This is a genomic window from Agrobacterium sp. NPDC058088, assembly GCF_042885035.1.
Taxonomy (GTDB): Bacteria; Pseudomonadota; Alphaproteobacteria; order Rhizobiales; family Rhizobiaceae; genus Agrobacterium.
This window is the reverse complement of sequence record NZ_JBHVSU010000002.1, coordinates 291,350-314,612: the sequence shown is the minus strand read 5'-3', so window position 1 is coordinate 314,612 and position 23,263 is coordinate 291,350. Positions and strand designations below refer to the sequence as shown.

Annotated in this window: 27 protein-coding genes; 19 read left to right on the top strand and 8 right to left on the bottom strand. The window is 59.8% G+C overall.

Translation table 11 applies throughout. The annotated features are described in order from the left end of the window. Positions 1-75 precede the first annotated feature (75 nt). Together ACFVTJ_RS06785 and ACFVTJ_RS06780 are read left to right on the top strand one after the other, a co-directional pair. A complete protein-coding gene (locus ACFVTJ_RS06785; protein WP_386905790.1) occupies positions 76-513 on the top strand; it encodes a bleomycin resistance protein in 438 nt (145 codons plus the stop codon). 3 nt (positions 514-516) lie between these two features. Next, positions 517-1,191, top strand: coding sequence for an HAD family hydrolase (locus ACFVTJ_RS06780; protein WP_386905788.1), 675 nt, complete (start codon positions 517-519; stop codon positions 1,189-1,191). On the opposite strand, the gene ACFVTJ_RS06775 is transcribed toward ACFVTJ_RS06780, so the two are convergent. Further along, positions 1,180-1,488, bottom strand: coding sequence for a MazG nucleotide pyrophosphohydrolase domain-containing protein (locus ACFVTJ_RS06775; protein ID WP_386905786.1), 309 nt, complete (start codon positions 1,486-1,488; stop codon positions 1,180-1,182). The two genes, ACFVTJ_RS06780 and ACFVTJ_RS06775, sit on opposite strands and share 12 nt — an antisense overlap. 156 nt (positions 1,489-1,644) lie before the next feature. Between ACFVTJ_RS06775 and ACFVTJ_RS06770 the strand changes: the two genes are divergently transcribed. Next, on the top strand, positions 1,645-2,424 hold the full coding sequence (locus ACFVTJ_RS06770; protein ID WP_386905784.1) for a sulfite exporter TauE/SafE family protein: 780 nt from the start codon (positions 1,645-1,647) through the stop codon (positions 2,422-2,424). Between the two features lie 29 nt (positions 2,425-2,453). On the opposite strand, the gene pdxH is transcribed toward ACFVTJ_RS06770, so the two are convergent. Beyond that, positions 2,454-3,074, bottom strand: a complete 621-nt coding sequence (gene pdxH, locus ACFVTJ_RS06765) for a pyridoxamine 5'-phosphate oxidase (RefSeq protein WP_386905782.1) — start codon at positions 3,072-3,074, stop codon at positions 2,454-2,456. A 56-nt stretch (positions 3,075-3,130) separates the two neighbouring features. Here pdxH and ACFVTJ_RS06760 point away from each other — a divergent pair, with 56 nt between their 5' ends. From ACFVTJ_RS06760 to ACFVTJ_RS06745, 4 genes are all read left to right on the top strand, one after another. Next, positions 3,131-3,580 (top strand): RT0821/Lpp0805 family surface protein, encoded by a 450-nt coding sequence (locus ACFVTJ_RS06760; RefSeq protein WP_386905780.1) that lies wholly within the window; start codon positions 3,131-3,133, stop codon positions 3,578-3,580. Positions 3,581-3,791: 211 nt separating this feature from the next. Continuing rightward, positions 3,792-4,907 (top strand): DnaJ C-terminal domain-containing protein, encoded by a 1,116-nt coding sequence (locus ACFVTJ_RS06755; protein WP_386905778.1) that lies wholly within the window; start codon positions 3,792-3,794, stop codon positions 4,905-4,907. Between the two features lie 131 nt (positions 4,908-5,038). After that, complete coding sequence (fabI, locus tag ACFVTJ_RS06750) at positions 5,039-5,857, top strand: enoyl-ACP reductase FabI (protein ID WP_386905776.1); 819 nt, start codon at positions 5,039-5,041, stop codon at positions 5,855-5,857. 30 nt (positions 5,858-5,887) lie between these two features. Continuing rightward, positions 5,888-6,481 (top strand): histidine phosphatase family protein, encoded by a 594-nt coding sequence (locus tag ACFVTJ_RS06745; RefSeq protein ID WP_386905774.1) that lies wholly within the window; start codon positions 5,888-5,890, stop codon positions 6,479-6,481. Positions 6,482-6,710: 229 nt separating this feature from the next. On the opposite strand, the gene ACFVTJ_RS06740 is transcribed toward ACFVTJ_RS06745, so the two are convergent. After that, positions 6,711-6,971, bottom strand: coding sequence for a DUF1344 domain-containing protein (locus tag ACFVTJ_RS06740; protein ID WP_386905772.1), 261 nt, complete (start codon positions 6,969-6,971; stop codon positions 6,711-6,713). Between the two features lie 437 nt (positions 6,972-7,408). Here ACFVTJ_RS06740 and aroC point away from each other — a divergent pair, with 437 nt between their 5' ends. After that, positions 7,409-8,506, top strand: a complete 1,098-nt coding sequence (aroC, locus tag ACFVTJ_RS06735) for a chorismate synthase (protein ID WP_386905771.1) — start codon at positions 7,409-7,411, stop codon at positions 8,504-8,506. A gap of 11 nt (positions 8,507-8,517) precedes the next feature. Next, positions 8,518-9,618, top strand: a complete 1,101-nt coding sequence (gene ribB / locus ACFVTJ_RS06730) for a 3,4-dihydroxy-2-butanone-4-phosphate synthase (protein ID WP_386905769.1) — start codon at positions 8,518-8,520, stop codon at positions 9,616-9,618. Between the two features lie 162 nt (positions 9,619-9,780). Here the strand turns inward: ribB and ACFVTJ_RS06725 are convergent, their stop codons facing one another. Further along, positions 9,781-10,974 carry a winged helix-turn-helix domain-containing protein gene (locus ACFVTJ_RS06725; RefSeq protein WP_386905767.1) on the bottom strand — a complete coding sequence of 398 codons (1,194 nt, stop codon included), beginning with the start codon at positions 10,972-10,974 and terminating at the stop codon, positions 9,781-9,783. Between the two features lie 113 nt (positions 10,975-11,087). Here ACFVTJ_RS06725 and ACFVTJ_RS06720 point away from each other — a divergent pair, with 113 nt between their 5' ends. The 7 genes from ACFVTJ_RS06720 (at position 11,088) to dxs (ending at position 17,437) form a co-directional block, all read left to right on the top strand. Next, a complete protein-coding gene (locus tag ACFVTJ_RS06720; RefSeq protein ID WP_386905765.1) occupies positions 11,088-11,768 on the top strand; it encodes an energy-coupling factor ABC transporter ATP-binding protein in 681 nt (226 codons plus the stop codon). Then, positions 11,765-12,397, top strand: a complete 633-nt coding sequence (locus tag ACFVTJ_RS06715; RefSeq protein ID WP_386905763.1) for a CbiQ family ECF transporter T component — start codon at positions 11,765-11,767, stop codon at positions 12,395-12,397. The genes ACFVTJ_RS06720 and ACFVTJ_RS06715 overlap by 4 nt, the downstream gene beginning before the upstream one ends. 5 nt (positions 12,398-12,402) lie before the next feature. Further along, entirely contained in the window at positions 12,403-12,966 is a 564-nt protein-coding gene (locus tag ACFVTJ_RS06710) for a biotin transporter BioY (protein ID WP_386905761.1), read from the top strand. A 21-nt stretch (positions 12,967-12,987) separates the two neighbouring features. After that, a complete protein-coding gene (locus tag ACFVTJ_RS06705) occupies positions 12,988-13,923 on the top strand; it encodes a histone deacetylase family protein (protein ID WP_386905760.1) in 936 nt (311 codons plus the stop codon). Positions 13,924-13,925: 2 nt separating this feature from the next. Next, complete coding sequence (locus ACFVTJ_RS06700) at positions 13,926-14,180, top strand: exodeoxyribonuclease VII small subunit (protein WP_003503059.1); 255 nt, start codon at positions 13,926-13,928, stop codon at positions 14,178-14,180. 312 nt (positions 14,181-14,492) lie between these two features. Beyond that, complete coding sequence (locus ACFVTJ_RS06695; protein ID WP_386905758.1) at positions 14,493-15,416, top strand: pirin family protein; 924 nt, start codon at positions 14,493-14,495, stop codon at positions 15,414-15,416. Between the two features lie 101 nt (positions 15,417-15,517). Further along, positions 15,518-17,437: a 1-deoxy-D-xylulose-5-phosphate synthase gene (gene dxs / locus ACFVTJ_RS06690; RefSeq protein WP_386905756.1), complete on the top strand. Its 1,920-nt coding sequence runs from the start codon at positions 15,518-15,520 to the stop codon at positions 17,435-17,437. 42 nt (positions 17,438-17,479) lie between these two features. On the opposite strand, the gene ACFVTJ_RS06685 is transcribed toward dxs, so the two are convergent. After that, on the bottom strand, positions 17,480-17,842 hold the full coding sequence (locus ACFVTJ_RS06685) for a nuclear transport factor 2 family protein (protein ID WP_386905754.1): 363 nt from the start codon (positions 17,840-17,842) through the stop codon (positions 17,480-17,482). 107 nt (positions 17,843-17,949) lie between these two features. Here ACFVTJ_RS06685 and ACFVTJ_RS06680 point away from each other — a divergent pair, with 107 nt between their 5' ends. Together ACFVTJ_RS06680 and ACFVTJ_RS06675 are read left to right on the top strand one after the other, a co-directional pair. Beyond that, entirely contained in the window at positions 17,950-18,744 is a 795-nt protein-coding gene (locus ACFVTJ_RS06680) for a helix-turn-helix domain-containing protein (RefSeq protein WP_386905752.1), read from the top strand. A 5-nt stretch (positions 18,745-18,749) separates the two neighbouring features. Then, complete coding sequence (locus ACFVTJ_RS06675) at positions 18,750-19,064, top strand: putative quinol monooxygenase (protein ID WP_386905751.1); 315 nt, start codon at positions 18,750-18,752, stop codon at positions 19,062-19,064. Here the strand turns inward: ACFVTJ_RS06675 and ACFVTJ_RS06670 are convergent. Both ACFVTJ_RS06670 and ACFVTJ_RS06665 read right to left on the bottom strand, forming a co-directional pair. Beyond that, positions 19,061-19,444, bottom strand: a complete 384-nt coding sequence (locus tag ACFVTJ_RS06670) for an ACT domain-containing protein (RefSeq protein ID WP_386905749.1) — start codon at positions 19,442-19,444, stop codon at positions 19,061-19,063. The genes ACFVTJ_RS06675 and ACFVTJ_RS06670 overlap by 4 nt on opposite strands. Before the next feature lie 60 nt (positions 19,445-19,504). Continuing rightward, entirely contained in the window at positions 19,505-19,957 is a 453-nt protein-coding gene (locus tag ACFVTJ_RS06665) for an Lrp/AsnC family transcriptional regulator (RefSeq protein WP_386905747.1), read from the bottom strand. A gap of 119 nt (positions 19,958-20,076) precedes the next feature. Between ACFVTJ_RS06665 and ACFVTJ_RS06660 the strand changes: the two genes are divergently transcribed. Then, positions 20,077-21,039: a nucleoside recognition domain-containing protein gene (locus ACFVTJ_RS06660; RefSeq protein WP_386905745.1), complete on the top strand. Its 963-nt coding sequence runs from the start codon at positions 20,077-20,079 to the stop codon at positions 21,037-21,039. Positions 21,040-21,119: 80 nt separating this feature from the next. Here the strand turns inward: ACFVTJ_RS06660 and ACFVTJ_RS06655 are convergent, their stop codons facing one another. Further along, complete coding sequence (locus ACFVTJ_RS06655; RefSeq protein ID WP_386905743.1) at positions 21,120-23,141, bottom strand: methyl-accepting chemotaxis protein; 2,022 nt, start codon at positions 23,139-23,141, stop codon at positions 21,120-21,122. Between the last annotated feature and the right edge of the window lie 122 nt (positions 23,142-23,263).

Below are 23,263 nucleotides of genomic sequence, written 5' to 3'. Positions count from 1 at the left end.
TGGCGGCAAGACGATAATATCGAAGCTTATGGCAGGCCCTTCCTCCCATCCCGGGCCTGCGCGGCAAAGGAGACCATGACCATCATACGAAATGCCCTCGTCCCGGAACTTGCCGTCAGCGACTGGCAGAAAAGCCGCGCTTTTTATTGTGACCTGATCGGTTTTCATGTGGTCTATGAGCGCCCCGAAGAGGGTTTCACCTATCTGGCGCTAGGCGACGCGGAGCTGATGATCGACCAGATCGGCGCGACCCGGACCTTCGTGGCGGGGAATGCCTCGCTCGACACACCCTTGGGCCGCGGCATGAATCTGCAGCTCGCCGTTCCTTCGTTGCAACCCATTCTTTTCCGGCTGGAGCGATCCTCCATCGACCTCGTCATGCCGCTGGAGGAAAAATGGTACAGGCGCGGCACGGTCGAAGTGGGCAACCGGCAGTTCATCGTCGCGGATCCAGATGGGTACCTGATCCGCCCGTTTGAAAGCCTTGGCGAACGCCCATTCCGGTTCGGTTAAGCCATGCTGCCTTTTCTGCCGCGGGCCGTGGTTTTCGACATGGACGGATTGCTGATCGAAAGCGAGAGGCTCTATCGCGATTCATTTCTGGCGGCCTCGGATGAAGGCGGCCATGGCATGAAGGTCGAGACTTATCAGAAGGTCTGCGGCAGCCCCTGGGATGTCATCACCGGCGCCATCATTGCCGATTATGGCGCGGATTTTCCGATCGACACTTTCCGCGATGCGTGGCTGCGGCATCTTGGCGTGATGATGGCTGATGGTGTGGAGCTGAAACCCGGCGTCATCGAAATCCTCGATCTTCTCGACCGGCTCGATATCCGCCGCGCCATCGCCACCTCGTCGCGGCACGATTCGGTGACGCGCCACCTCGGCCCTCACGATCTTCTCGGACGTTTCGACACCATCGTCGCACGCGGGGACTATACCCAACCGAAACCGGCGCCCATGCCCTATCTGACCGCAGCCCGACGGCTTTCCCTCGATCCGGGTCTCTGCCTTGCGCTGGAGGATTCCTACTCAGGCGTACGCTCGGCGACTTCGGCGGGCATGATGACGATCATGGTGCCCGATGTCGCGCCATCCACTGAGGAAATGCGGGAGAAGTGCGTTGCCGTCGCAAGCGACCTTAACGCCGTGGCGGCCATGATGGAAAAGCTGGAGCCTTCAGGGTTTTGACGGCGTAAAGCGCCACTTACGCTCGATCGCTCCTTCAATATCGAGACCGTTATAATGGGCCAGTAACAGCACATGGCCGAGGAGATCGGCGGTTTCGTCGGCCAGATCCCGTTTCATCTCCTCTTTGCTCCTGCCCTTGATGCGTCCCCGTCCCGTCAGCCGGTTCCAGGCCTGCGTGACCTCGCCAACCTCTTCCTGAAGCTTCAGCATGTACCAGTCCGGATCGCGGAATATCCCGTTTTCAGCGGCATATTTTTGCGAAGCCTCTTCAAACCGAGGCATCATCTCAGCAAACATTTGTTCATCCTTTGTTCACGCGCGCCACAACTCTAATCATGATTCTTTGACGGCGTCGACCCGTCAGTGCGTTATGCAGTCATGAACGGAAATTTCCGGGACAGGCGCATGCAAGCGAGATAGAGAAAAGATATTCGAACAAACGTGCCATCACCCATGTCCCATCTCGACTTCCTGTCGCCACTCGTCACCGCACATAGCCCGGCGCTGCTCGCCATGTTTGCGGGCGCCGCCTTTCTTGCCGGTCTTGCCCGCGGCTTTTCCGGCTTCGGTGCAGCGCTCATCTTCATACCGCTTGCAAGCGCCATCGTCGGGCCGCGTGTCGCCTCGGCGGTTCTGCTGGTGGTGGACGCCGTTCTGACGCTCGGCATGATACCGCCCGCCTTTCGCATGGCGGACCGGCGTGAGGTCTTCACCATGGCGGTCGGCGCCTTTGTCGGCGTGCCCGTCGGAACAATGCTGCTTTCCAAGGGTGATCCGCTGACCCTGCGCTGGCTCATCTCGGGCGTGGTCGTGGTGCTGCTTGTTTTTCTGGTGTCCGGCTGGCGTTACAGCGGCCGGCCAAAGACGCCGCTTACCCTTTTCACAGGGCTGCTGGCTGGGCTTTTTTCGGGGGCGGCACAGCTGGGTGGCCCGCCCGTCGTCGCCTATTGGCTGGGCGGTGCGCTGAAAGGCGCTTTCGTGCGCGCCAATGTCATTCTTTATTTCGCGGTTTCGACGGTGTTTTCCATCGCCAGCTACTTTGTCGGCGGCCTGTTCACGACAGATGTCTTCGTGTTTTTCCTGCTGGCCCTGCCCTTTTATGGGCTCGGTCTTTATGCCGGTGCGCGACTGCACGGTCTTGCCGATGAGGCGGCGTTCCGGCGCATCTGCTACGGCCTGATCGCCATTTCCGCCGTTATCGGCCTGCCGTTGTTTGACCAGCTACTGAAATAGGCAGGCCGAGGTGGCCTGCCCGGATGGCGTTACGGATACATACGAACCTTGGACCAGGCACCGTCAGGCGTGTCGCGGCGGAACTCGATGCGGTCGTGCAGGCGGAACTTGCGGTCGTGCCAGAATTCGATGCTGAGGGGCCGGATGCGGAAACCGGACCAGTGGGACGGGCGCGGAATATCACCGATCGCATATCTGGCGGTATATTCGGCCACCGCTTTTTCCAGCGCAAAACGGCCTTCCAAAGGCCGCGACTGCTTGGATGCCCAGGCGCCGATGCGGCTTCCACGCGGGCGCGAGGCGTAATAGGCGTCCGCCTCCTCGTCGCTCACGATCTCCACCTCGCCGCGCAGACGTACCTGCCGGCGCAGGCTTTTCCAGTGGAAACACATGGCCGCTTTTTTCTGGCCAAGGATTTCGCGACCCTTCTGGCTTTCGAAATTCGTATAGAAAACGAAACCGCGATCATCGACGTCTTTTAGCAGCACCATGCGCACATTCGGCAGGCCATTTTCGTCCACGGTGGCAAGCGCCACCGCGTTCGGATCGTTGATTTCGGAAGCCGTCGCATCTTTCAGCCATTCGGCAAAAAGTGCAAAAGGTTCATTTTCTTCCGTGAAGTCACTGGATGTTAACCCCGTTTCCGACATATTGACTAAAATGCTCCCGAGCTGATTTGGACCCCAGAGATGATCTCTGGTGAAAGATGGTGACCGTCATAGCAAAGTCGAACAGTCGAACAAAGAGCCTCCTTTCATCGGTAGCGGAAGTTTCCGCCGTCGTGTCGATGCTTGTGGTGCTGAGCGGTTGCGTCAGCCTCGACCTGTTCGGCGGCGACAAGGTCGACCGCTCGCTTTCCACGGCCTCCGTTCCCAACCAGCTGAACAATGCGCCCCAGACGGACGATGCGACCATCCGCAATGCGGTAACCTCGGCCGATCTCGCAAAGCTCGCCGACCAGCCGCTGCCCTGGGCCAATGCCGCAACCGGCAGCGCCGGCGTCGTGACCGCCATCCACGAAGATAAATCCAGCGGTTTCGTCTGCCGCGACTTCAAGACGACGCGCCACTCCTTCGAGGGCGTGGCTGCTTATTCCGGACAGGCCTGCCTGTCGGAAACCGGCGAATGGTTGATGACCCGCTTCGAGCAGAAATAATCTATTTACCTTGGCGCGTGGAATAGAACCGGCCCGGGCTGCGCACGCTCCGTGCGTAAAGAAGTGATTAGCAACTTATTGCAACAGTCGACGTTGATTAAACCGAGGGCGTGCAGGCGAATGATCGCGGGCACCCCTTGTCGGAGGGTTAGTTTCAGGATTGCGCCATGATCGGCAGCACGCGCCTGAGCCAACGTAACTGGTGTTTCGCATGCGCGATCCGTATTCCATCCTCGGCGTGAAACGTGACGCCCGCCACGAGGACATCAAGGCCGCCTGGCGCACGAAGGCGAAAACCGTCCATCCGGACGCCAATCGCGACGATCCCGATGCTTCGGCGCGATTCGCCGAGATAGGGCAGGCCTACGATCTTCTGAAAGACCCCAAGAAGCGTGATCTTTACGATCAGGCCCGCAAGGCGGCCGAAAAAAAGCAGCGCGGCGAAACCATCATGCAGCAGCGGGAAGCGGCGCGTGAGGCGGCCGAACGCGCCAAGGCGGCTGAGAAGCTGATGGAGGAACTGGCCCGTGCGGACGCCCGCAACCGGGCGCAGACCGGCCAGAAATTCGACGGAAAAACTGAGACGGCGGAAGATATCGTCGAGCGCATTTTCGGGGCCGATGCACAAAACGACCCGAAGGTGCAGCAGGCTGCGGAAGCGGCTAAGGCGGCTGCAAACGCTGCAAAAGGTGATATTCCTACTGCCGGCGAAGCTGCGCAGCCCGGCGCCGGCGATGACAAGACCGCGTCCACCTCGCTTGCCGCCAATCTCTTCAGCGCCCTCGTGCGCCGGTTCCGCACCTCGCAGCCGGCCCCCGACAAGGCGCCCGATATTACCGCGGAAGCCACCGTCACCGTGGCCGACCTGCTGGAGCAAAAGTGGATTACCGTGTCGCTTGCCGACGAACGTGAGGTTCGTTTCCAGCTGGAAGCCGGCATGACGGACGGACATGTGGTGCGGCTGAAGGGACAGGGGCTGAAGCTTCCGAACATGGCCCGCGGCGATCTCGCTGTAACATTGCTGACCGCACGCGAGGACGCGTTTTCTCTTCGCGGTTTCGATATCCACACGACCTTGCCGATCTCGCTTGGTGATGCGGTGCTGGGCTGCGAAGCCAAAGTCCGCACTCCGCTCGGCGAGGAGAACATCACTATTCCGGCATGGTCCGGCTCGGACCGGGTGCTGAGGCTTGCCGGCAAAGGCCTTGCCGACGGCAAGGGTGGTTCCGGCGATCTCGTCATCGAATTGCGCATCGTCCTGCTCGAAAAGCCGGATGAGAAGGTGACCGACCTGATGCGGCACATGCGCGAAGGCCTTTATTTGTGAAAGTTTTGCGAATAGCCGGGACAACGCACCCTTTGTTACGTTCCCTAACAGTTGATGATCCTTGGCAATCTTGAACAGGATTGCAGCCTATGCCATAGGCAGGACCGATCAAAAGTACTAGGGAGCATAAAATGGCTCAGGCATCCGGCCTTATGGCTGGCAAACGCGGCCTCATCATGGGTGTCGCCAATAATCGTTCAATCGCTTGGGGCATTGCCAAGGCCTGCGCGGATGCAGGCGCGGAACTCGCACTCACCTGGCAGGGCGACGCGCTGAAGAAGCGTGTCGAACCGCTGGCAGAGGAACTCGGCGCTTTTATGGCCGGCCACTGTGACGTGACGGACCTCGAGACGATCGACGCGGTTTTCGCCTCGCTGGAAAAGCACTGGGGCAAGATCGACTTCGTCGTGCACGCCATTGCGTTTTCCGACAAGGACGAGCTGACGGGTCGTTACCTCGACACCAGCCGCGACAACTTCAACCGCACCATGGATATTTCCGTCTTCTCGCTGGCCGCTGTCGCCAAGCGTGCGGAGCCTATCATGAATGATGGCGGCTCGATCATCACGCTCACCTATTACGGTGCAGAGAAGGTCATGCCGAATTACAACGTGATGGGCGTGGCCAAGGCCGCTCTTGAAGCCAGCGTGCGTTATCTCGCTGTCGACCTCGGCAGCCGCGGCATCCGCGTCAACGCCGTTTCGGCCGGCCCGATCAAGACACTGGCCGCTTCCGGCATCGGTGACTTCCGTTACATTCTGAAATGGAACGAATATAATGCGCCGCTGAAGCGCACTGTTTCCATCGAGGAAGTCGGCAAGTCGGCGCTTTACCTGCTATCCGACCTCTCGACCGCCGTGACCGGCGAAATCCACCATGTCGATTCCGGTTATCACACCATCGGCATGAAGGCGGTGGATGCGCCTGACATTTCGGTCGTGAAGGACTAAGTCTGCGACGTTTGAAAACGGGGTATCGCCTTGCTCGTCTATGTGATCCGGCACGGACAAACGGACTGGAATGCGATACGCCGGCTTCAGGGCCAGAAAGACATTCCGCTCAACGATTTCGGCCGCCAGCAGGCGGTCGGCAATGGCGTGCTTCTCACCCGTCTTCTGGGCGAGCGGGCCACGGATTTCGATTATGTGGCAAGTCCGCTCGGGCGCACGCGCGAAACCATGGAACTGATGCGCGGGGCCATGGGGCTCGATCCCAAGGCCTACCGCACCGATGACCGTCTCGTCGAGGTGTCCTTCGGCGACTGGGAGGGCCAGACCCTGCCGGAATTGAAAAAAGAATTCCCGGACCGGGTGAAGGCGCGCAAGGCCAATAAATGGGATTTCATTCCCCCCGGCCAGGATGCCGAAAGTTATGAAATCCTCTCCTGGCGCATCGGTGCATGGCTTGCCTCCGTAGACAAGCCGACAGTCTGCGTCTGCCATGGCGGCGTGATCCGCTCGATCTTCCGGCTTGTTTCAGGCATGGACAAGGATGAGGCGTCGCGGACGCAAATCCCGCAGGACCAGATATTGAAGGTCGAGATCGACAGAAACAGCGTGGAGTGGATTTCCTAGTTGCTGGTAGGTTTCCTCTGATTGGCAGGCCATCGAGGCTTGTTTCTTCTCCCCGGCGGGGCGAAGGGGGCCCGAAGGGTTGGATGAGGGGCAACGTTGCCGGATTTCGGAAAGCTTGCCCCCCCTCATCCCGCTGCCGCGGACTTCTCCCCGGCGGGAAAAAGAAACCTGTGGCACCCGCTCGTTTCACAACGGATGTTGGTATAAGAGCTGACTGAGGGGCTGGAGCCTACTCAACGACCTGCAGGTCGTCGATCACGCGTTTCCCGTCCACTTCCGTGTAGAAAACCACGACCTTCACGCCCGCCTTCAAACCTTCGAAATTGAATTCTTCCGGCACACGATAGGTCTTGCCGTCGTTGAGCGTAATGCTCAGCCCATTGGCATCGATCTTGCTGATCGTGCCTTCAACATCGACGCTCTGCGCGAAACTGTTGATGGGCATCAGGAGGTTGGCGGTGGCCAGAAGGGCGGCAATCATCATACGCATCGATCTAGCTTTCGTGGATTTGCGTGAAAACCTTACATGCATGAAGAATTGCCTTTCGAATGTGGCGGAAATTGCCCGCAACCATGACATTTTCGGCCCAATTGATGAACGGATTTCAAATCTTGTTCAAGCCGTTAGTGATTTTTACACCGCATTTTCCGGCATTATTGGAAAACTCCGGTTTAAGGTGGAAAACCCCACCTCTTTTACAATTTTGTCATCTCGGAAAGCCCGTCAATACGGTTGAATCACTTTCCGTCCCCCTTGGCTGGGACTGTCGTTTTTCGTCCTTTCGCAAGTCGTGAACGGTACGTCACCTTCTTATCCCGTTTGCGATGAAAGAAAGGCTTTTGCCTTGCCCGGATTTTACACTAAGACAAATCCGCTTGTTTTAAACGGCGCTGTCCACAGGCGCCCTGTTTCCGGTCTTGAGAATTATGTCGCATAACAGTTTTGGTCATCTTTTTCGCGTTACCACCTGGGGAGAAAGCCACGGGCCGGCACTTGGCTGCGTGGTGGATGGTTGCCCGCCCGGCATCCGGTTTACGCTCGCCGAGGTGCAGCACTGGATGGACAAGCGCAAGCCCGGCCAGAGCCGCTTCGTGACCCAGCGCCGCGAGGATGACATCGTGAAAGTTCTTTCCGGCGTGATGCTGGATGAGGACGGCGAGACGATGACGACGACAGGCACGCCGATTTCCATGCTGATCGAAAATACCGACCAGCGCTCTAAGGATTATGGCGAAATTGCCAAACGTTTTCGCCCCGGCCATGCGGATTTCACCTATGATCTGAAATACGGCATCCGCGATTATCGCGGCGGTGGGCGCTCCTCGGCTCGCGAGACGGCGGCGCGTGTCGCCGCCGGTGCGATCGCCCGCAAGGTGGTACCAAGCCTCAATGTGCGCGGCGCGCTGGTGCAGATCGGCGAACACAAGATCAACCGCGACAATTGGGATTGGGATCAGGTCGACCAGAACCCGTTCTTCTGCCCGGACCCCGAGATGGTGCCGGTCTGGGAAGACTATCTGGACGGCATCCGCAAGGCCGGCTCCTCCATCGGCGCCGTGGTCGAAGTTGTAGCGGAAGGCGTTCCCGCCGGCATCGGCGCCCCCATTTATGCCAAGCTCGATCAGGACATCGCCTCCAGCCTGATGTCGATCAACGCCGTCAAGGGCGTGGAGATCGGCGAAGGTTTTGCCTCGGCCGAGCTTTCCGGCGAAGAAAATGCCGATGAGATGCGCATGGGCAATGACGGCAAGCCGATCTTCCTGTCCAACCATGCGGGCGGCATTCTCGGCGGCATCGCAACCGGCGAACCTGTTATCGCCCGCTTCGCCATCAAGCCCACCTCCTCCATCCTGACGGAGCGCCTGTCCATCGATACCGATGGCAATAATGTTGATGTGCGTACCAAGGGTCGCCACGACCCCTGCGTCGGCATCCGCGCCGTTCCGATCGGCGAGGCGATGATCGCCTGCACCGTTGCCGATCATTACCTGAGAGACCGCGGCCAGACCGGCCGACTGAAATAAAGGGGACCACCATGGCCTACGACCAGAAGCGCGTCGTCGACGCCATCCGCGCTTTTGAAGCCGGTGAAATCGTCGTCGTGACCGATGATGACGACCGCGAGAACGAAGGTGACCTGATCATTTCAGCGGTTCACTGCACGCCCGAGAAAATGGCGCTGATCGTGCGCCATACCTCCGGCATCGTCTGCGCCCCCATGCCGCGCGAGGAGGCCAAGCGGCTGAATCTCAACGCCATGGTGGCGGAGAACGACAGCGCGCATACCACGGCCTTCACCGTCAGCGTCGATTTCAAACATGGCACGACGACAGGCATTTCGGCCGATGACCGCACTTTGACGGTGCGCAATCTCGCCAACCCCAATGTCGGCGCTTCCGATTTCACCCGTCCCGGCCATATCTTTCCGCTGATTTCCCGCGAGGGCGGCGTGCTGATGCGCTCCGGCCATACCGAAGCGGCGGTCGATCTTTGCCGGCTGGCAGGCCTCCCACCCATCGGCGTCATCAGCGAACTGGTGAATGACGACGGCACAGTGATGCGTGGCCCGCAGGTGCTGGATTTTGCCGAAAAACACGGCATGAAACATGTGTCCGTCGCCGATCTCATCGCCTATCGCCAGCGCAAGGAAACGCTGGTGGAAATGGAATCCTCCTTCACCATCGAAACGCCGTTTGGGACGGCGAAAGCGCAGACCTATTCCCTGCCCTGGGATCCGATGCAGCATATGGCTGTTATCTTCGGCGATATCCGCGATGGCATCGACATACCCGTGCGGCTGCACCCGGAAAACGTCGCCGACGACGTCTTCGGCGATCGCCAGCACGTCCGGCATTATATGCAGAAGATCGCGGAGGAAGGCCGCGGCGTCATCGTCTATCTGCGTGAAGGCTCCGTCGGCGTCGGCCAGGTTACCGGACGCCGCAAGGCGCGCGATCCCGATGAAGCGCATGCGCAGGCCCGTTCGCGCGAAAACGAATGGCTGGAAATCGGTCTCGGCGCCCAGATCCTGAAAGATCTCGGCATCAGCTCGATCAAGCTGATGACCACGCGTGAGCGCCATTATGTCGGCCTGGAAGGATTCGGCATCAAGATTTCGGCGACGGATATCGGTTGATTTGGGGTTGTCGCGGGAGCGCTTCGGTTTGGTGCGCTCTCCGCCCGCTCTACGTCATCCTCGGCCTTGTGCCGAGGATCTGCGAACGCATTCAACACGTTGTCCGTTGCCGATGCTCGGGACAGGCCCGAGCATGACGAATGACCGTGGCCTAGGATGCAATTATACCCCCCGCCAGCCATCCAGATAGTTCACGCTCTCCACCCCCGTGAACTTCGCAAGCCGCGACAATTCCGCATCGAGCTTCTCGAGCCGACCGGCGGAGGCACGCACACCGGGCTCCAGCCAGAGACGACGGACGTCCAGCGTACTGCGCTTGCGATCGGCCTTCATGTCGATGCGACCGATCACGCGGTCGCCTTCCAGAAGCGGGAAAACATAATAGCCATATTGCCGCTTCGGCTCCGGCACGAAGACCTCGATGCGGTAATAGAAGCCGAACAGCCGCTCCGTGCGGTTACGGTCACGCAACAGCGGATCGAAGGGGCTGAGGACACGGACGCGTGCGGAGGGCTCCGGCACGTCGGTGAGGTCGGCGGTGAAATCGGCAAAGGCATAGGACTGGCGGGCAGTGTCGCCGTCACTTGCCAGAAGCGAGACCTCGCAGAGTTCATCGCGATGGTTTTTGACCCAGTCTCTCGCCTCTTGCGGGGTGACAAGATCGAAAAAGGCAGCGATTTCGCCATGGGTGGCAAATCCCAGCCGTTTCAGCGCCTCGCGGCAGGCCCAGTCAACGAATTCGGCGTGCTCCACTTCGGTCTCGTGATGCTCACCGGGAATGACCCGCTCAGCCAGATCATAGACCTTCTGGAAATTCACCCGGCCTGATATTGCCAGCTTGCCGGTGTGCCAGAGATATTCGAGTGCAGTCTTGGAGGGATGCCAGTTCCACCAGCCGCCGGACTGGTGTCCCTCCTCTTTAAGCTCCCGTGCCAGCACCGGCCCGGTTGCGGCGATGCGCTCCAGCGTTTCGCCGAACGCGGCATCAAAACCCTCACCGTGCCATTTGCGCCAGCGTTCCTGAATGATCGGCTCGCGGCGGCGGAAGCGGTGTTTCCAATAGGGATAAAATTCCGTCGGCAGGATGGAGGCGTCATGCGTCCAGTGCTCGAAAAGGGCGCGGTCCTTTTCCAGCAGCGTGGTCAGATGATCACGCCTGTACGTCTGGTTACGGGAGAAAATAATCTGGTGGTGGGCGCGTTCCACCGTGCCGATACTGTCCACCTGCACAAAACCGATATTGGTGATGAGCTGCAGCAGGTCGCTCTTGGAAAGCGCCTTGCCGGGCGGAGAGGAAAGCCCCTGCCGCGCCAGAAAAATCCGCCTTGCCGCTTCGTTTGAAACCTTGATCACCATGGCACGGAAAGTAAGACGGCTTTTTCAGGATTGCAATGTTCTTTTTTTGTTCCTTGTTTTACTTCTGTTGATGACGGGGTATAGAACCGGAAAACGAGCGCGAGGATAAAAGCTTGGAAATCCGTTTCGACGCCGCCGGTGTCGCTTTCGAAGGTCGGCAGGCCTTGCAGCCGCTGTCTTTGACATTGACCGAGCGGCGTATCGGCGTGATCGGGCTCAACGGCTCGGGCAAGACCAGTTTTGCGCGGCTGATCAACGGGCTGACCAAACCGAGTGTGGGCAAGGTGACGGTCAACGGGCTCGACACCGTGGCAGATGCCAAGACGGTGCTCCAGATGGTGGGCTTCATTTTCCAGAACCCGCAAAACCAGATCATCCTGCCGATCGTGCGGGACGATATTGCCTTCGGGCTAAAGCGGTTCGGTCTCGGCAGGACGGAAACCGAAAACCGGATGAAGGCTGTTCTTGCCGGGCTTGGAATTTCTCATCTTGAGGAACGGCGTGCACATGAGCTTTCCGGCGGGGAATTACAGCTCGCGGCGCTGGCGGCACTATTGGTCACCGAACCGCAGATTCTCATTCTCGACGAGCCAACCAATCAACTCGATCTCAAAAACCGCGCAATCGTGGAAAAAACGATTGCGGCGCTCTCGCAGTCACTCATCGTCATCACCCACGATCTGTCATTACTCCAGGGGTTTGATCGCGTTCTCGTTTTTCACGAAGGCATCCTGATTGCCGATGCCGGCCCCGGAGAAGCGGTCGCGCATTATCTCGCGGCGGTGTCACCATGAAATCGCTGCATGTGGAGGGCACCGGCTGGCTCTACCGTGTCTCGCCGCGCATCAAGCTCCTGACGCTCATGGGCTTCAGTATCGCGTTGTTTCTCACCCGCGACCTGCTGCTTTTGGGATGCGCCGTGGGTCTGGCCGCAATCGTCCTGCGCGAGACGCGGCTTTCCGTTCGGGAGATCGGGCTTCGGCTGCGACCGGTGATGCTGACGATCCTGCTCGTCGCCGCCTTCAGCTATCTCCTCCTTCCAGTCCATGATGCAAGCGTCAATCTTCTGCGGCTCACGGCACTCGCGCTACTTGCAACCGCCGTCACCATCACCGTCAGCATTTCGCAGTTCATGGACGAGATCAGCCTTGCCGCCGCACCGCTGGAAAGGCTGGGGCTGCTGAAGGCAGCCGATATCGGGCTTGCGGTCGGGCTTGTCGTGCGCTTCGTGCCTGAGATCGTCAACCGTTACCATGCGGTGCGTGATGCCCACCGGGCGCGCGGCCTGCCCGTGCGGATGGCGACGATTATCGTGCCGCTGGTGATTATGACGTTGAAGGATGCCGATGCCATTGCCGACGCCATTGACGCGCGCGGTTTCAGGGGCCAAAGCTTGGGCCCAGACAACCATCCGGAGTTTTGAGCGCCATGACGACCCGCGACCTTGTGCTGATCTCGCTGTTTTCCGCCATCATCATAGCACTCGGGCTTTTGCCGCCGATCACGCTCGGTTTCATTCCAGTGCCAATTACCGCGCAGTCGCTCGGCGTCATGCTGGCCGGTGTCGTGCTGGGCGCAAAGCGCGGCACGCTTGCGGTTCTCCTGACAATTCTCATCGCTGCCATCGGTCTTCCTGTCCTGTCGGGCGGACGCGGTGGTTTTTCAATTTTCACCACGCCGACGACGGGCTTCCTGATCGGTTGGATCGCCGCCGTCTTCGTCACCGGCACGCTCTCGGAAAAATTCGTTCATCGCGGTCAATCGGCGCTGACACAGGGCATCGGTTTCTTCATCGCCAGCCTGATCGGCGGTGTCGTCGTGCTTTATGCTTTTGGCATCACCTACCTGGCGGTGGTCGTCGGTCTCGGTTTTGAGAAGGCGTTCATGGGTTCGCTCGCCTTCATTCCAGGCGATTCGCTGAAGGCCGTTCTCGCCGCGCTTGCCGGCCGCGCCGTGATGGCGGGGTATCCGCTTCTGCCGCAGCGCGCCTGAACGTTTCTCCTGGAGGATAGAATGGCGACCCGTCTTTACGAACATCCGATCTTCCTTGAACACCTCACGCCCGAAGGTCACCCCGAACGGCCGGACCGGCTGCGATCGCTGAACATCGCGCTTGAACATCCGAATTTCGAGCGGCTTAACCGGAAGGAAGCCCCGCAGGCCAATGAGGATGCAGTGCTGCTGGCGCATCCGGAAGAGCATCTCCTTGCCGTCATGCGGCAGGTGCCTGAAGAAGATGGCGAGATCAACCGGGTCGAGTCCGACACCTATCTCTCCCCCAAAAGCCTTCAGGCGGCTCTGACCGGCATCGGCGCTGCGATGGCGGCAGTAGACGATGTGTTTACCGGCGGTGCCGACAATGTTTTCGTTGCCGCCCGCCCGCCTGGCCACCATGCCGAGACCGCCAAGGCCATGGGTTTCTGTCTTTTCAACAATGTGGCGATTGCCGCCCGCCACGCGCAAAAGGCCCACGGCGCGGAGCGCGTCGCCATCATCGACTGGGATGTGCACCACGGCAACGGCACGCAGGACATCTTCTGGAACGACACATCCGTGCTGTTCTGCTCCACCCACCAGATGCCGCTTTATCCGTGGAGCGGCGATAAAAACGAAACCGGCGTTAAGAACAACATCGTCAACGCGCCGCTGTCACCAAACACAGGCAGCGAGCATTTTCGTGAGGCGTTCAAATCGCGCGTTCTGCCGGCGATTGCCGATTTTTCGCCTGATCTCATCCTCATCTCCGCCGGGTTCGACGCGCATCACCGCGATCCGCTGGCGCAGATCAATCTGGTGGGCGAGGATTTCGACTGGGCGACGGGCCGGCTTCTGGAGATGGCGGATAAATACGCCTCGAACCGGGTCGTCAGCCTGCTGGAAGGCGGTTATGATCTGGAAGGGCTGGCGGAATCGGCAGCCATGCATATTTTGAGAATGATGAAGGGTTGAACATGACGGAAAATGCCAACACAGCCGATGTCAGCGGTTATTCGTTCGAAAAAGCCGTCGCCGAGCTGGAAAGCATTGTTGCACGTCTGGAACGCGGCGACGTCGCGCTGGACGAATCCATCGCCATCTATGAGCGCGGCGAAGCCCTGAAGAAGCATTGCGAGACGCTACTGAACGCTGCCGAAAAGCGCATCGAGAAAATCCGCCTCGACCGTGCGGGCAAGCCGCAGGGTGTGGAGCCGCTCGACGGGGAGTGACTGCGTTTAGCGGGAGCGGGTTGATGTGCTCCCACACGCGGCCACGTCCATAATCTGCACACTCGACGTCATCCTCGGGCTTGTCCCGAGGATCTGCAACCGATTGATTTTATTCGACGTGATTAGATCCTCGGCACAGGGCCGAGGATGACGGAGGAGAGGTTTGTAAATCTTTGTGAGCGATGATGGCGTGAATTAAGCCTCTCACAATGTCGTGTTAACGAGGATCGTTTGACGCTGCGTTTGATATCGCGATGCTCCCCTTCCCCTCGGTTATGCTAAACTCCCGCCAGACGATACGAGGAGCAGACAATGTCCTTCTTTCCCGGTAACGATCCCGTCGCGGGCGACGCTTTTGCCTGTGATGCCATTGAAAACCTGATCATTCCGCGCACCAGCGATATTGGCGGCTTTGCCGTGCGCCGTGCGCTGCCGACGCGGCAGCGGCGGCTTGTCGGCCCCTTCATCTTTTTCGATCGCATGGGTCCGGCCATTCTCAAGGCTGGTGAGGCACTCGACGTGAAGCCGCATCCGCATATCGGGCTTTCCACCGTCACCTATCTGTTTGACGGCGAAATCAAGCATCGAGACAGTCTCGGCACCGAGCTTGTTATCCGTCCGGGAGACATCAACCTGATGACGGCCGGGCGGGGCATCGTGCATTCGGAGCGCACGCCGGAAAACCTGCGTGGCCATCCGCTTTCCATGTCAGGTCTGCAGACATGGCTTGCCCTGCCGGACCATATGGAAGAGATCGACCCGGCCTTTGCCCATACCGCAAAAGAAGAGATGCCGCTGATCGATATCAAGGGCGCATCCGGCCGCGTGGTGATCGGTGAGTTCGAGGGTCTCACCTCGCCGGTTCAGGCCTTTACCGACACGCTTTATGTCGATCTGACGCTCGAACCGGCAGCAAAATTTCCGTTCTCCGCAGAGCATGAGGAGCGGGCGATCTATATTCTCTCCGGCTCGCTGGATGTGGCCGGTGATATCTTCGCCGCCGATCAGCTGCTCGTCTTCCGGCCGGGTGACGACATCACGCTTCAGGCCGGCAGCAATGGGTGTCACATCATGATCTTCGGCGGGGCGGCGCTGAATGAGCGCCGTTATATCTGGTGGAACTTCGTTTCGTCATCAAAAGAACGCATAGAACAGGCCAAACAGGAGTGGAGAACGGGACGCTTCGACATCGTTCCCGGTGACGAAGAAGAGTTTGTCCCTTTGCCGGAAGGTTGAAATTCTATAGAAGTATACGACATGCATGGCTCTCCCGGCGGCTTTCGCGATGAAAGACGTTCTCACGCGCCGCGCGGGGACCACCAGAAAAGGCCGAACGATTGACCGGAATGCCACAGACACCATTGCTCGACCGGGTGAATTTTCCCTCCGATCTCAAGGAGATCGATGATCGCGACCTGCCGGAACTGGCGAGGGAACTGCGCGACGAGATGATTGACGCCGTGTCGAAGACCGGCGGCCATCTGGGTGCCGGCCTTGGTGTGGTGGAACTGACGATTGCCATCCACAAGGTGTTCAATACGCCGGAAGACCGGCTGATCTTCGATGTCGGCCATCAATGTTATCCGCACAAGATCCTGACCGGCCGGCGTGATCGCATCCGCACGCTACGCCAGGAAAACGGGCTTTCCGGTTTCACCCGACGGGCCGAAAGCGAATATGATGATTTCGGCGCCGGCCATTCCTCCACCTCCATTTCCGCAGGTCTCGGCATGGCGGTGGCGGCGGGTCTCGATGGCAGCGACCGCAAGGTGATCGCCGTCATCGGCGACGGGTCGATGTCCGCCGGTATGGCGTTTGAGGCGCTCAACAATGCCGGTGCGCTCGATGCACGACTGATCGTCATCTTGAACGACAACGATATGTCGATTGCGCCGCCGACTGGTGCGATGAGCGCTTATCTGGCACGCCTCGCCTCCGGCCGCACCTATATGGGTTTCCGCGATTTCGGCAAGAAACTGACGGCCTATCTCGGCAAGACGATCGACCGCGCCATTACCCGCGCCGTGACCCATGCGCGCGGCTACGTGACCGGCGGTACGCTGTTCGAGGAACTTGGCTTCTATCACATCGGCCCGATCGACGGTCACTCCTTCGATCATCTTCTGCCGGTGCTGCGCAATGTGCGCGATAACCAGAAAGGCCCTGTTCTCATCCATGTGGTGACGCAGAAGGGCAAGGGTTACGCGCCGGCGGAAGCGGCAGCGGACAAATATCACGGCGTCAACAAATTCGACGTCATCACCGGCGCGCAGGCAAAAGCCAAGCCGAATGCACCGAGCTATACCAGCGTCTTTGCCGAAGCCCTGATCCAGGAAGCGACGCTCGACGAGAAGATTATCGGTGTGACGGCTGCCATGCCTAATGGTACCGGCCTCGACAAGATGGCCGAGCTTTTCCCGGCCCGCACCTTTGATGTCGGCATTGCCGAACAGCATGCCGTTACCTTTGCAGCAGGACTTGCCGCGGATGGCTACAAGCCATTCTGTGCGCTTTATTCCACCTTCCTGCAACGCGGTTACGACCAGCTGGTGCATGATGTGGCGATCCAGAGCCTTCCCGTGCGTTTCCCCATCGACCGCGCCGGTTTCGTCGGTGCGGATGGGCCGACCCATGCCGGCTCGTTCGACACGACCTTCCTCGCCACCCTGCCTGGCATGGTGGTGATGGCAGCGTCCGACGAGGCGGAGCTGAAACATATGGTGCGCACGGCAGCGGCTTACGATGAAGGCCCGATTTCCTTCCGGTATCCGCGCGGCGAAGGTGTGGGCGTCGAGATGCCCGCGCGCGGTGAGATTTTGCAGATCGGCAAAGGCCGCATCATCAAGGAAGGCACCAAGGTTGCGCTGCTCTCCTTCGGCACCCGGTTGGCGGAATGCCTTGCGGCCGCCGAAGACCTGGATGCCGCCGGCCTTTCGACGACGGTTGCCGATGCGCGCTTCGCCAAGCCGCTCGATCTCGACCTCATCCGCCAGCTGGCCGCCCATCACGAGGTTCTGGTGACCATCGAAGAAGGCTCCGTCGGCGGTTTTGGCGCGCATGTGCTTCATTTCATGGCCAGTGCCGGTTTGCTCGATCATGGCCCCAAGGTCCGGACGCTGACCCTGCCCGACCAGTGGGTGGAACAGGCCAAACCCGAGACCATGTATGCCAATGCCGGCCTCGACCGGGCCGGCATTGTTTCCACGGTGTTTAATGCGCTCGGCCAGCGTCAGGCCGGCGTCGGTTTCGCCGGCTAACACGATTGCCGGGACAGGAGGCGGGACTATTCCGCCTCTTTCTCAGGATGCAGCGCCATCGAGAAAACCGACGACGTTTTCGATCCGCCCCTCGGCATTCAGGCTGACGACATCGGTTCCGCCAGCGACATCGTCCCCATCAGGCGAAATGAGACGCCATGAGAAACGGGTGAAGTTGCCGTGACCATCCGGGGTGCCGGCAAGAACGAAACGATATCCCGGAAATTTCTGCCGCGCCGCCTCGATCATCGCGGCAATCCCCTGCTGCCCCTCGCCCTGCATCAGCGGATCGACATAGCGCGTATTTTCTGCCCACGCCTGACCGACGAGATGCCTGCGGCACTCATTGTCCTCCTCGTTCCAGGCTGCGAGATAGGTTTCGGCGATTGCGAGATGCTGCGTCATGATTGCGCTCCTTCTGGTTGACGGCCCAAACATGCCGAGGGTTGGGAAGCGGAACAATTACCTTAGAGGTAATCGCATTGGCGCTCTCTTCTGCTAGGCTGCGGAACATGACCCATCATCGAGAACATGTCGGCCAGGTGCTGAAGGAATGGCGAGCCCGCCGCAGATTGAGCCAGCTCGATCTGGCGATAGAGGCTGAAATATCCGCGCGGCATCTGAGCTTTGTGGAAAGCGGGCGATCATCCCCAAGCCGCGAGATGCTCGCGAAACTGGCGGAGCAGCTTTCCATGCCGGCCCGCGCCGCCAACCGGTTGATGCTGGCGGCGGGTTATGCACCCGTCCATTCCGAACGATCGCTGGATGCGCCTGACATGGCAGCAGCCCGGCAGGCCGTCGAAACCGTAGTGCATGGGCACATGCCCTTTCCCGCCCTTGCCGTGGACCGGCACTGGAACGTGGTTCTCGCCAATGATGCGATCACGTCGCTGCTTGTCGGAGTTTCCGAAGAGCTGCTTCGCCCGCCGCTCAATGCATTGCGGCTGAGCCTGCATCCCGACGGCTTGAGTTCGCGCATCGTCAATCTTGCCGAATGGCGTCACCATCTGCTGGACCGACTGAAACATCAGGTTGAAGAGACGGGAGACGAGCTGCTCTCCCGCCTGCATGCGGAGCTTGCGGGCTATCCCGCGCCAAAGGCCTTGCCCCATGCCGCCGGGACTGCCCCTCTGGCGATACCGCTCCAGCTTCGCGATCCAACTTCGGGGGGCATATTGAGCTTCATTTCAACCACCACGGTTTTCGGAACGGCGACGGACGTCACGCTGTCTGAACTCGTGCTGGAGTGTTTCTACCCCGCCGATGCGGCAACCCGCGCAGCATTGATGCAAGGCACCAGGGAGTAAGAACCGTGCATACTACCTATCTCATTGGCTTCCAGGTGCGCCCCGGCCAGCGCGCGCGTTTTCTCGAATTGCTGAACGCGCTGCTCGACGCCATGCGGTACGAAAAGACCTTCGTGAACGCGACCCTGCACCGGGACGGCGAAAACGAGAACCACTTTCTGCTGCATGAGACCTGGAGCGATCATCAAGACGTTGTCGACGTTCAGATTCACCGGTCCTATCGGCAGGCATGGCACGATGCCCTGCCCGATCTTCTGGATGCGCCCCGGGATATTTCCGTTTGGCACCCCATAAGGGCGGATCACGCTCATAAATCCTAGATGAGCGAATGCCCTGCACTTGCCAGCAACTCGAACGTTTTCTCCAGATCTTTCGATTTCACCAGCAGGTGATCACCATCGAAAGTCGAAACCACGAATATCCCGATCTCATTGGTGGATAGCGGTCCGATCACCGAAAGCACGATGCCCGTCTCATCAAAGGCGAACGGGCCCTGAAGTTTTAAACAGTTCCAGCCGGTATCGGCCTGAATATCATCAGGGATTCGTTCCTGACGGCAGACGATGGACAGCTCGTCGTCAGTCCGGCTGATGCTGAGAAAACCTGCGCCATCGGCCCAGGCTGGAATGGGAGCCTCGGCTTGAAGGCGGGCCACGCCGTAAGCACCATCCAGCAGTTTCAACTTAACGCGAGGCGCCATCCGGTTACCTTTCCCAAAGCCTTGATACTATCAGACGTTCCGCGATGCATGCCATCACCTTCAAAGCCTGATCGCGGTTTCTTCTTTCGCCGTCTTGATGACGACCATCGTGAAGAAGCGGGCGACATTGTGCTGGTCACGGAACAACCGGTCACACAGCGCATCATATTCCTCCATGTCGCGCAGCCGCAGCATCAGCACGACATCGCTTTCGCCGGTAACCGCATAAGCGTGCGACACGGCCTCTTCGGCACTCGCAATATCCAGAAAGCGGCGCATTTGCTGCTCGCCGTGCATTTTCAGCTCCACCGTTACCAGAGCCTTGAGGACACGCCCCGCCTTTGCGGGGTTTAAGATCGCCACGATGCGATCGATCACGCCCGATGTGCGCAGGCGCTGCAGGCGGCGCAGGCAACTGGAGGGAGACAGGCCGACCTCATCGGCCATATCCACGTTGGTGCGCGAGGCGTCACTCTGCAGAATATTCAGCAATTTCCGGTCGATCCGATCCATTCCGACAGCATAACGTCCTTCAACGCCTTTGCAATAAAATTGCACAAGAATGCAATCTTTGACCACAAATGCGAACAGCTTTGGCCTAGAGAATAGGGACAACCTTCAGGGAGCCTCATATGCCATTTGTCGCAACCATCAGGCAGAAAACGCGCGAAACGCTTGGAATTTACTGGGTGCTTGTGCGGATCACAGTTCCGATCGCGATATTGACCGAAGTTCTATCGAGAATGGGGGCAATCGAGGCGGTGGCGCCTGTCTTTGCACCCGTCATGAACCTCATCGGACTTCCCCCGGAGCTCGGTCTTGCCTGGCTGACGGCGATGCTGGTCGGCATATGGGGGGCGGTGCCGCTCATCTTCACGCTCGTGCCCGCATCCTCGCTGACCGGTGCGGACGTTACCGTTTTTTCGGCACTCATCCTCTTCGCCCACGGTCTGCCCATCGAGCAGAAGATCATTGAAAAGGCTGGACCGGGCATGATCGTCACCACCGCTCTGCGCGTCGGTGGCGGGTTGCTTTATGCCTTCATGCTACATCAGGTTCTCGATGTGACGGGATGGCTGTCCGCGCCGGTAAACCCCGCCTGGATTGCGGTGAGCGCCACGCCTGATTGGGCCGGTTACTTCCTCGGTCTCGGGGAAACCATGGTCTGGATGCTCGTCATTCTGCTTGCCCTTTCCCTTTGCCTTGAAATCCTCAGACTCACGGGCCTCCTGGCATTGATGATGAAAGCGCTTTCACCTCTCATGCGTCTTGCCGGCATTCGCGGCGAGGCCGAACATCTCACCGCCATCGGCCTGTTCCTGGGGATTTCCTATGGCGCCGGTTTCCTGATCCGCGAGGCGCGATCGGGGACGATATCACCACGCCAGGTCTTTCTCTCCTGCGTGTTCATGGGTTTTGCCCATAGTGTCATTGAAGACACGCTCGTGGTGATGTCGCTGGGGGCCGACGTCTATGGTGTTCTGGTCGGGCGGCTTGTTTTCGCGGTTGCGGCGACCGCCGCCATTGCCGGTCTGCTTCACCGACTGTCCGATGAGCAGTTTTTCGCACGGATGTTCCGGCTGCAGGAAACATGAGCGACACGACGGTCTCAAGCGCCGACGCAAAAACGGGGCCCAGCGGCCCCGTTTTCCATTGCTCGGTCTGAAAACCGGTCTCAGAATTCCGTCCAGTCCTGATCCTTGGCCGCCGGTGCTTCGGCAGCGCCGCCGAAGGCGCGGGCGAGGCTCTGGCCAAGCGCGCGGGCGGGAGAAGCGACCGGCCGGGCGGTTGCGGAAGCCTGCTTGACCGGGGCCTTGCGAACGGGTGCAGCGGGCGCAGGCTGGAAGGCGGGCTTCACGGAAGACTGGCGCGGCGCGGAATATCCACCGGCACCGGCGACAGCGGTGCGCGCACTACCCATCCTGAACTGACCAAGCAGACTGTTCAGCGCTTCCGCCTCGCGGGCGAGCGAATGGCTGGCGGCGGTTTGCTGTTCCACCATGGCGGCGTTCTGCTGGGTGCCCTGATCCATGGTGTTCACGGCCGTGTTGATTTCCTGCAGGCCGGTCGCCTGTTCGCGCGAAGCGACGACGATGGCGCTGACATGGGCATTGATCTCTTCGACTTCCGACACGATGAGTTCGAGAGCCTTGCCGGTCTCATCGACCAGATTGACGCCGTTTTCCACCTGCTGGCTGGAAGCGCTGATCAGCGCCTTGATTTCCTTGGCGGCATTGGCGGAGCGCTGGGCGAGCTCACGAACTTCCTGCGCAACGACCGCAAAACCCTTGCCGGCATCACCGGCGCGTGCGGCTTCTACACCGGCATTCAGCGCCAGAAGATTGGTCTGAAAGGCGATGTCATCGATAACGCCGATGATATTGCCGATTTCGCCCGAAGACTTTTCGATTTCGCGCATGGCGGCGACAGCCTTGCGAACCACGACACCGGATTTTTCGGCACCGGCGCGGGCGCGCTGGACCAGGCTGCCGGCATCTTCCGCTCCGCGGGCGCTATCGCGCACCGTGGTGGTGACCTCTTCCAGTGCTGCTGCGGTTTCCTCGATGGAAGCGGCTTGCTGTTCCGTGCGGCGCGACAGGTCGTCGGCGGCAGAAAGCATTTCCGAAGCGCCGGCATTGATGGCGGCGGCGTTTTCGCCAACCGTGCGCAGCGCCTGCTGCAGCTTTTCGACCGCGCTGTTGAAATTCACGCGAACCGGATCGATGGCGGGCACAAAAGGCGTTTCGATGCGATAGGAAAGATCGCCGTCGGCGAGAGCGGCAAGGCCCTTGCCAAGCTCGGCGCTCGCAAAAGCGCTGGCGGCTTCGTCACGCGCCTTTTCTTCCTCGTTGCGACGGCGTTCCGCCTCGGTCGCGGAGCGCATCCGGTCAGTCTCACCGGCAAGGCGGGATTTTTCGAGACCGGCTTCCTTGAAGACCAGAACAGCCTTCGCCATCTTGCCGACTTCGTCACCACGATCCGTGGCGGGAACTTCCGTCGTCAGGTCGCCATCGGCAAGGCGGCTCATCGCCGCCGTCATGCCGACGATCGGCGTGACGATGGAGCGCGACAGAGCCCAGATCAGGATAACGGCGAGAAGACCGGCGACAGCACCGCCGCCGAGAAGCGCGTATTCCAGATTGCGGGCGGCAGCCTGCTGTTCAGCGGCGTAGACGGTGGAGAGGCCGTTCAGCTGCTCCTTGATCTTGGCGGCGGAAGCGCGGAAGCCATCAAGCTGGCCCTTCGCCTGGTTGCGGCCGATCTCGATGATGTCAGAAATCGGCGCTTCCGTCGTCTTGCGGGCAGCGATCTGCGGTTCCGCCAGTTCCTTGAAGAAGACGGTGGCGGATTTTTCCATATCGTCGATGGACTTCAGGATATCCGGTTGGCCGGCGGCGAGAGCGCGGGCTTCATTGAGCTTCTTCAGCATCAGCTCGCGCTGGGCGAAGACATCACTATAGGTGCTGTCGCTGCGGAACAGCAGGAAGCCGCGCTGGTTGACGGCCTGCTCGAGCATGGCGGCCGTTGCACCATCCACGGCCTGGATGATGTCCTTGGTGCGGTTGTTTTCAATCGTGACACGCTCGCTCCCCAGTGTTTGCCAGAACACGACCGCAGAGGCGAGCAGACACACGCCCATCAAGGCACAGAAGGTGGCTATGAGCTTGAGGTTAATGGGGAGATTTTTCAGCGACATCGCAAACTCTCTCGGCGACCCGATGCCACGGAGCAAACGTCTGCGCTGCAACGGCCGCAATTTCTGGGAAATGGGGGAGACGCCGTCATGGCAGGTTCCGAGGGCCGCACGGGCCTTGCGGA

Coding starts and splice junctions, on each gene's coding strand:
- ribB (WP_386905769.1), top strand. CDS start 8,518: ATGGCCTACGACCAGAAGCGCGTCGTCGACGCCATCCGCGCTTTTGAA.
- ACFVTJ_RS06740 (WP_386905772.1), bottom strand. CDS start 6,971: ATGCGTATGATGATTGCCGCCCTTCTGGCCACCGCCAACCTCCTGATG.
- fabI (WP_386905776.1), top strand. CDS start 5,039: ATGGCTCAGGCATCCGGCCTTATGGCTGGCAAACGCGGCCTCATCATG.
- ACFVTJ_RS06770 (WP_386905784.1), top strand. CDS start 1,645: ATGTCCCATCTCGACTTCCTGTCGCCACTCGTCACCGCACATAGCCCG.
- ACFVTJ_RS06670 (WP_386905749.1), bottom strand. CDS start 19,444: ATGGCGCCTCGCGTTAAGTTGAAACTGCTGGATGGTGCTTACGGCGTG.
- ACFVTJ_RS06785 (WP_386905790.1), top strand. CDS start 76: ATGACCATCATACGAAATGCCCTCGTCCCGGAACTTGCCGTCAGCGAC.
- ACFVTJ_RS06680 (WP_386905752.1), top strand. CDS start 17,950: ATGACCCATCATCGAGAACATGTCGGCCAGGTGCTGAAGGAATGGCGA.
- ACFVTJ_RS06660 (WP_386905745.1), top strand. CDS start 20,077: ATGCCATTTGTCGCAACCATCAGGCAGAAAACGCGCGAAACGCTTGGA.
- ACFVTJ_RS06695 (WP_386905758.1), top strand. CDS start 14,493: ATGTCCTTCTTTCCCGGTAACGATCCCGTCGCGGGCGACGCTTTTGCC.
- ACFVTJ_RS06725 (WP_386905767.1), bottom strand. CDS start 10,974: ATGGTGATCAAGGTTTCAAACGAAGCGGCAAGGCGGATTTTTCTGGCG.
- aroC (WP_386905771.1), top strand. CDS start 7,409: ATGTCGCATAACAGTTTTGGTCATCTTTTTCGCGTTACCACCTGGGGA.
- ACFVTJ_RS06665 (WP_386905747.1), bottom strand. CDS start 19,957: ATGGATCGGATCGACCGGAAATTGCTGAATATTCTGCAGAGTGACGCC.
- ACFVTJ_RS06655 (WP_386905743.1), bottom strand. CDS start 23,141: ATGTCGCTGAAAAATCTCCCCATTAACCTCAAGCTCATAGCCACCTTC.
- ACFVTJ_RS06780 (WP_386905788.1), top strand. CDS start 517: ATGCTGCCTTTTCTGCCGCGGGCCGTGGTTTTCGACATGGACGGATTG.
- pdxH (WP_386905782.1), bottom strand. CDS start 3,074: ATGTCGGAAACGGGGTTAACATCCAGTGACTTCACGGAAGAAAATGAA.
- ACFVTJ_RS06700 (WP_003503059.1), top strand. CDS start 13,926: ATGACGGAAAATGCCAACACAGCCGATGTCAGCGGTTATTCGTTCGAA.
- ACFVTJ_RS06710 (WP_386905761.1), top strand. CDS start 12,403: ATGACGACCCGCGACCTTGTGCTGATCTCGCTGTTTTCCGCCATCATC.
- ACFVTJ_RS06760 (WP_386905780.1), top strand. CDS start 3,131: ATGGTGACCGTCATAGCAAAGTCGAACAGTCGAACAAAGAGCCTCCTT.
- ACFVTJ_RS06755 (WP_386905778.1), top strand. CDS start 3,792: ATGCGCGATCCGTATTCCATCCTCGGCGTGAAACGTGACGCCCGCCAC.
- ACFVTJ_RS06705 (WP_386905760.1), top strand. CDS start 12,988: ATGGCGACCCGTCTTTACGAACATCCGATCTTCCTTGAACACCTCACG.
- ACFVTJ_RS06685 (WP_386905754.1), bottom strand. CDS start 17,842: ATGACGCAGCATCTCGCAATCGCCGAAACCTATCTCGCAGCCTGGAAC.
- ACFVTJ_RS06715 (WP_386905763.1), top strand. CDS start 11,765: ATGAAATCGCTGCATGTGGAGGGCACCGGCTGGCTCTACCGTGTCTCG.
- ACFVTJ_RS06775 (WP_386905786.1), bottom strand. CDS start 1,488: ATGTTTGCTGAGATGATGCCTCGGTTTGAAGAGGCTTCGCAAAAATAT.